This window comes from Pseudomonas sp. SDO5591_S426 (genome assembly GCF_054070755.1).
This window is the reverse complement of record NZ_JBSVXD010000246.1, coordinates 1-6,930: the sequence shown is the minus strand read 5'-3', so window position 1 is coordinate 6,930 and position 6,930 is coordinate 1. Positions and strand designations below refer to the sequence as shown.

Annotated in this window: 5 protein-coding genes; all 5 read right to left on the bottom strand. The window is 59.7% G+C overall.

Annotated features, from left to right (window positions below):
- Nucleotides 1–62: 62 nt before the first annotated feature.
- The gene (locus tag ACW9JC_RS27470; protein WP_457458947.1) at nucleotides 63–3,113 is read right to left on the bottom strand and encodes an efflux RND transporter permease subunit; all 3,051 of its coding nucleotides are present in this window, start codon (nucleotides 3,111–3,113) and stop codon (nucleotides 63–65) included.
- Complete coding sequence (locus ACW9JC_RS27465; protein WP_457458945.1) at nucleotides 3,110–4,174, bottom strand: efflux RND transporter periplasmic adaptor subunit; 1,065 nt, start codon at nucleotides 4,172–4,174, stop codon at nucleotides 3,110–3,112. The genes ACW9JC_RS27470 and ACW9JC_RS27465 overlap by 4 nt, the downstream gene beginning before the upstream one ends.
- Complete coding sequence (locus tag ACW9JC_RS27460; protein ID WP_457458943.1) at nucleotides 4,171–5,274, bottom strand: efflux RND transporter periplasmic adaptor subunit; 1,104 nt, start codon at nucleotides 5,272–5,274, stop codon at nucleotides 4,171–4,173. Before ACW9JC_RS27460 ends, ACW9JC_RS27465 begins: the two co-directional genes overlap by 4 nt.
- A 179-nt stretch (nucleotides 5,275–5,453) precedes the next feature.
- Entirely contained in the window at nucleotides 5,454–6,146 is a 693-nt protein-coding gene (locus ACW9JC_RS27455) for an RHS repeat-associated core domain-containing protein (RefSeq protein WP_457458941.1), read from the bottom strand.
- Nucleotides 6,070–6,546 carry a hypothetical protein gene (locus ACW9JC_RS27450; RefSeq protein WP_457458939.1) on the bottom strand — a complete coding sequence of 159 codons (477 nt, stop codon included), beginning with the start codon at nucleotides 6,544–6,546 and terminating at the stop codon, nucleotides 6,070–6,072. The genes ACW9JC_RS27455 and ACW9JC_RS27450 overlap by 77 nt, the downstream gene beginning before the upstream one ends.
- Between the last annotated feature and the right edge of the window lie 384 nt (nucleotides 6,547–6,930).

Genomic DNA, 6,930 nt, shown 5'->3' with positions numbered 1-6,930 from the left:
AGAACCGGTTTTCACACCGCTTTTGTAGGAGCTGCCGCAGGCTGCGATCTTTTGCTATCGGGTTAGCCAGCTTCCTGCTTCGGCTCGCGAATCTTGTACCAAGCCACATACAGCGCTGGTAAAAACAGCAGCGTCAGCAGCGTGGCGACAATGATCCCGCCAATCATCGCGTAGGCCATCGGCCCCCAGAACACTTCCCGGGCAATCGGGATCATCCCCAGGCTCGCCGCCGCGGCGGTCAGCAGGATCGGCCGGCGTCGGTGTTCGGTGGCTTGCACCACCGCATCCCACGGCGCATAGCCCTTGTGCTCGTACTCTTCGATCTGGGTCACCAGGATCACCGAGTTGCGGATGATGATGCCGATCAACGCCAGAATCCCGAGGATCGCCACAAAGCCCATCGGCGTGCCGGTCGGCACCAGCGCAATCACCACGCCAATCAAGCCCAACGGCGCGACGCTGGCCACCAGAAACAGCTTCTGCACGCTGTGCAACTGGATCATCAGGAAGGTCGCCATCAAGAACAGCATCAACGGCACAACCTTGGCAATCGGCCCCTGGGCCTTGCCGCTCTCCTCCACCGTACCGCCCGTGGCGACCTTGTAACCCACCGGCAACTTGGCGGCAAAGGCATCAATGGATGGCTTGAGGATTTTTACCAGGTCGGTCGGCTGAATGTCGTCGCGTATCGCCGCCTTGATGGTGATGGTCGGCTGGCGATCGCGACGCCACACCAGCGGCTGCTCCAGCTCGTAGCGCACCGTGGCGAACGCCAGCAATGGAATCGACGTGCCGCTTGGCGTGACGATCTGCAGGTTCTGCAGGGTTTCCGGCGTACCACGTTCGGAGTCCACCGCACGACCGACCACGTTGATCAGGTAAATGTCGTCGTCCACCTGGGTCACCGCCGTGCCGCTGACGATACCGTTCATCAAGTTGGCCACGTCCTCGGAGGACAGTCCCAACTGCCGCGCCTTGTCCTGGGCAATGTCGATGCGCAGCACTTTGCCCGGCTCGTTCCAGTCGTAGATGATCTCGCCGATGTGCTGGTTCTTGTCCAGCTCGGTGGCCAGTTCGATGGCATGCCGGCGCACCTGATCGATGTCTTTGCCGCTGACCCGGTACTGGATTGGACGCCCAACCGGCGGCCCCATTTCCAGAGCCTGGACATAGCCGCCAATGCCGACGAACTCGTTGCGCAAGCGCTCACGAATCTTCTGCATCATGGCTTCACGGGTCTTGCCTTTGCTGACGATCACCAACTGCGCGTAGAACGGGTTTTGCAGTTGTTGGTCCAGCGGCAGGTAGAAACGGATCGCACCCTGGCCGATGTAGGTACTCCAGCGCACGATGTCCGGATCGCCCTTGAGTGAGGCTTCGAGCAGATCGACCGCCCGCCGCGTTTCAGCGATCGAGGCGTTCTGCGGCAGGTTCAGGTCGACCAGAATTTCCGGCCGGTCCGAGGACGGGAAAAACTGGTTCTGCACGAAGCGCATGCCGACCACCGACAACACGAACAACAGCACGGTGATGCCGATGGCCCACCAGCGATTACGCATGCACCACAGCAACCCGCCGTTGAAGGCCTTGCCGACGCGTCCGGGCTCGCCCTCATGGGGTTTCACGTTGGTGCTGAGAATGTGCACACCAATCACCGGCGCAAACAGTACCGCCACCACCCACGACACCAGCATCGCACAGGCAATCACCGCAAACAGTGTGTAGGTGTACTCACCCGCCGAGCTCGCGTTCAGACCGATCGGCACAAACCCCGCCACCGTCACCAGCGTACCGGTGAGCATCGGGAACGCTGTGGATGTGTAGGCAAAGGTCGCGGCCTGTTCCTTGGTCTCGCCCATTTCCAGGCGCGTGACCATCATTTCCACGGTGATCATCGCATCGTCCACCAGCAGGCCGAGGGCAATGATCAGCGCGCCGAGGGAGATCCGCTGCATGGTGATGCCGCTGTATTCCATGAACACAAACACCATCGCCAGCACCAGCGGAATCGAGCACGCCACCACCAGTCCGGCGCGAACGCCAAGGCTGACGAAGCTGACCAACAGCACGATCACCACCGCTTCGAACAACGCACTGGTAAAACCGCCGACGGCTTCTTCCACCACAACGGCCTGGTCGGAGACGTTGTGCACGCCGACACCCACCGGCAAATCCGCGGTCAGCTGGTTGATGCGTTCATGCAGTGCCTTGCCGAACGCCTGGACGTTGCCGCCCTTCTGCATGGCGATCGCCAGGCCGATGGCCGGTTGGCCGTTGAAGCGGAATTCCGGCGATGCCGGATCGACGTAGCCGCGACTGATTTCGGCGATGTCGGCCAGACGATAGAAACGGTCGTTGAGCTTGAGGTTGACCTCGGCCAGGTCTTTCTCGGACGTGAACTGCCCCGAGGTGCGCACCGAAATCCGCTCCGGTCCGGCCTCGATGACCCCCGCAGGGGTCACGGCGTTCTGGGTTTGCAGGCTCTGCACCACCTGGAGCTGATCGATGCCCAGCGCTGCGAGCTTGCGTGTGGAGATGTTCAGGTACAGCACTTCGTCCTGCTGGCCGACCATCTCGATCTTGCCCAAACCCGGCACACCGCGAATTTCCATGCGGGCCTGTTCCACGTAGTCGCGCAACTGACGCATCGTCAGGCCATCGGCGGTGAACGCATAGATCGAACCGAAGACGTCACCGAACTCGTCGTTGAACCCCGGCCCCTGCATGCCCTGGGGGAACTGGCCACGGATATCGTTGATTTTCTTGCGCACCTGATACCAGATTTCCGGGATATCCCCGGCCTTGGTGGTATCGCGCAAGTACACGTACACCGTCGATTCGCCGGGCCGCGTGTAGCTTTTCACGTAATCGAGAGAATCGAGCTCTTCGAGTTTTTTCTCGATGCGGTCAGTGATCTGCTTGAGGGTCTCCTCCTGCGTCGCACCCGGCCATTTGCTCTGGATCACCATGGTCTTGATGGTGAACGAAGGGTCTTCTTCGCGCCCCAGGTTGATGTACGAGAACACACCCATCAGCAACGCGACGAACATCAGATACCAGATGAACGACTGATGCTTGAGGGCCCATTCCGAGAGGTTGAAAGGCCCTTTCATTGACTGTCCTCGTCGAATTTCACTGGTTGTCCTGGTTTGAGACTGTTTACACCGGCAGTGACTACCCGCTCACCGTTTCTCACGCCGTCGTCCAGCACTACGATGTTGTTGGTGCGGCTTATCACAGTGACGTTCCGCGGGGAGACGGTTTTTTTCTGTGCATCAATGACCCAGATGCGTGGCTTGCCATCGACCTCCTGCAACGCGGTGACGGGTAATTCGATCCGCGGTTTGACCGCCGAACTCAGGGTGACGCTGATGGCCGTGCCCAGGCGAAAGCCGTCTGGGGTTTCGGCCAGGGTCAGGCGGGCGCGACGAGTGCGAGTGGCGCTTTGTGCCTGGGGTTCGATCTCGCGGATGATCGCGGTGGTGTTGGTGCTCGGGTCCAGTTGCCCGGCGACCAGGAACACGGTGTCGCTGGGCAGCTGGTCGACCAGGGTATCGGGCAGGTCGATCACCGCTTCCTTGATGTCCGGCTGTGCCAGGGTCACCACTTGCTGCCCGGCCGTCACCACTTGCCCGGCCTCGGCGCTCCACGCCGTGACCACCGCTTTATGATCAGCACGCAGCTCGGTGTAGCCCAGCTGGTCCTTGCTTTGATCGACTGCGGCGCGAGCCTGATCGAGAGAAGCCTGGGTGGTTTTAAGGTCGGTATTGGCCGAATCAAGCTGGGCCTGCGAGCCTACCCCGCGATCGAACAAAGCTTGCTGCCGGCGGGCGGTCGCCTGCGCATTGATGAGTTGTGCATAGATTTTTGCCAGGTCGCCCTCGGCCGAACGCAGTTGGTTCTGCTGGTCGGATGGATCGAGCGTGGCGAGCAGCGTGCCCTTCTCGACCTCGGTCCCGACATTGACGTTACGACTGGCGATTCGCCCGCCCACACGGAACCCGGTATTGCTCTCGTAGCGCGCCTGGATACTGCCGGCGAAACGCCCCAGATCCTCTTCGTTCAGCGCCTGAATCTTGATCGATAGCACCGGCCGTACCGGCTCTGGCGGTGGCTCGCTTTTGGAACAGGCGCTCAGCACCAGCCCAATGGACAACGCCCATAAAGGCTTCATGGCTTGGCTCCCCAACTCAGATCCTTGTAAGTATTTTCGGCGATTTCGACTTCCATGCCGGGGTGCAGCAATTGCCCACCGGCGACGATGACTTTCTCCCCGCCCTTCAATCCGTCTTTGATGATGACCTTGCCCGTCAGATAGCGGCCGACCGTGACCGAATGCAACTGGGCCTGCCCTTTGTCGTCGACAATCCAGACGGCGGGTTCACTGATATTTTTGGTCAGCGCCGACCACGGCAACTCGATGACCGACTTGCCCGATCCCTTTGCCGTGGCGCTCACCACCGAGCCCAGTTGCATGCCTTCGGGGAGGCTGTTGAGGCCGACCTTGACCTGTACGGTGCCTGACTCCGCCGACACTGACGGGGTGACTTCACGCACGGTGCCGGTGGTTTTGATCGCCGGGTTGTCGAGCAGACTGAGGACAATGGTTTGATCCTTCGGCTTCTCGGCCAACAGTGATTCATAGACGTTGAACACCGCATCCCGGTCGCCGTCGCGGGCCAGGCCGAAGATCGGCATCGTCGCCTGCACCACCTGGCCGACTTCCGCCTGACGGTCGGTAATGATGCCCGGCGCATCGGCGATCAGCGCGGTATAGCTCAACTGATCCTTGGCGTTGGCCAACTGCGCCTGGGCAGCGTTCAACGCGCTCTGACTGCTGCGCAAGGCAGCCTGGGCCGAGTCGTACTCGCTCTGGCTGGTATAGCCCTTGGGCAAGAGTTTTTGCTGGCGCACGAATGCCGCGGCGTTCTGTTTGACCAGTGCCTGCTGGGCGACCACTTGCGCCTGGGCCGAATCGACATTGGTCTGCAAATCCTTGGGATCGAGACGGGCCAATACCTGCTTGGCCGTCACCCGGTCACCGACGTCGACCGAACGCTGGATGATCTTGCCGCCGACGCGGAAAGACAGCTCGGTCTGTACCCGCGCCTGGATATCCCCGGTGAGCGTGACCGTAGCCGCGTAATCCGCCGGTTTGACGACTTGTACGAAGACCCGCGGCAGGTATTCGGGAATCGGTTTTTTCTCTTCGCACGCGGTCAGCAACGCAATGACGCTCAAGGCCATTACCACTTTCAATCCGGGAACCGCCATGCAAACTCCTTGGCCTTTTCTGGTGTTTCAGAGACAACACGACTCTGAGCTTAGAACAGGGTTTGGCCTTCGCCACGTTGATCGATATTTCCTTGAAAAAGAACTGCTTCAGATCAAAAGATCATGGCTTCGTGACGGTCGCAGTGGAAGGACTGGCCCAGCACCCGCCAAACTTCGCGTTATCGACTATTGCGACGGCGAATCGGATTGCGCACCTCATAGCTGAAAGCTTCAAAGCCAATGCCTACCGGGGTCTGGAGTGGAGCGGAAGGCTGAGGTGTAACGGGTGAAGGCAGAGGCGCAGTAGGAGAATAGGACCCCATAACAATGGCGGTCTCAAACCTTTCCCGCGCATTCGGCCATGCCGACGGACGTGCTGGAGAAGACGATCCACCCACCAGATTTTTCAACGCTGGAATTACCTCAGGATTGCGCGCCGCCCACCAGGATCCGAATCTGCTAGCCACTGATCCGCTCATTAATCCCAGAGCAGTATTTGCCATTGGTGCGAGCAAGGTTGAGGTGGGATTGATCGCAGTAATAATTGTGCTGCCCACACCAACTACGGCTCCGGCAACACCCGCCACTCCTGCCAAAACAGCGGACGCGGCTCCCACTGTATGCCTCATGGGCAATCTGAATGCGGCTCCATTCTCAAGCGCATCCAGTCCTACCTGAAAAGGTATACCGGGCCTCAACGTGATAACCGAATTGAAAAGAGCCCCGATACTGGTGAGGATTCGGGCAATAGCGGCAGCGGCCCACCTTCCCGTCGGATCACTGAAATTTACCGGATCACCCAGGCAATACGCATACGGATTCAACCCGCCCCGACCAAACGGGCTCAAGCTGTCCGGGCTGTTGAAACGCATCAGCACCGGGTTGAACGCCCGATGCCCATTGCCCAGCAAATACCATCACTTCGCCGTTAAAAGCAGGAAGGCTGCCGCGACCGCTTTCGACCCGACGATGGCCGTAGGGCGTAAAGGCCTGCCAAACAGGTCGGCCCTGATGAGTGAGCTGCAAGACCGAACGTTGCTGATCGGTCGCCAGCAAGCGGCTCTCAAGGTCATCGCCTTCGCGTCTTTGCTCCGCCAGCAATTGTTTACCACTCTGGAACACGCTCTGGCTGGCCTGACCATCCAGTTTGGTCGCCAGATGCTCGTGGCAGTAAAACCGCTGCGTTTTTTCCTGGCCGGCAGGCTCACGTCCGACAAGTTGGTCCAGGGCGTCATAGCGATAGCGGCACAGCGCTGTTTTTTGCGAACTCATCAGGCAAACCTCGTATTCATACGTTCAGCTTGCACCCGCAAGTACGCGAAAACACCTAGCAGAACTGCTAGTCCCGAGCGAAAACCTGTGTCACCCGTTTGCCGGGGATGCGGAAGACGACTATTTTCCTTTGCGCCGTAGGAAGGATCTTTTTTTCGAATTGCCCCTCCAAGGACGGACCGCTTTTGGCCAGACTCCCGGCCGACCACTCACAAGGAAGAGAAAAATGGCAGACGTGAAAGTGCCCCCGCCGATGAATCCGCAGGACATCGTCAAGTTGCTGGTGGCGTTGCGCAGGGCGTTGAAGGCCAGGGTGGCCTGAAACCGTAAAGCGAAAAGATCGCAGCCTTCGGCAGCTCCTACAGGTGTACTCATCGCCTTGTA

Bases quoted from the DNA above. Each gene is read 5' to 3' on its own strand.
- ACW9JC_RS27470 (WP_457458947.1), bottom strand. From the start codon at position 3,113: ATGAAAGGGCCTTTCAACCTCTCGGAATGGGCCCTCAAGCATCAGTCG.
- ACW9JC_RS27465 (WP_457458945.1), bottom strand. From the start codon at position 4,174: ATGAAGCCTTTATGGGCGTTGTCCATTGGGCTGGTGCTGAGCGCCTGT.
- ACW9JC_RS27460 (WP_457458943.1), bottom strand. From the start codon at position 5,274: ATGGCGGTTCCCGGATTGAAAGTGGTAATGGCCTTGAGCGTCATTGCG.
- ACW9JC_RS27455 (WP_457458941.1), bottom strand. From the start codon at position 6,146: ATGCGTTTCAACAGCCCGGACAGCTTGAGCCCGTTTGGTCGGGGCGGG.
- ACW9JC_RS27450 (WP_457458939.1), bottom strand. From the start codon at position 6,546: ATGAGTTCGCAAAAAACAGCGCTGTGCCGCTATCGCTATGACGCCCTG.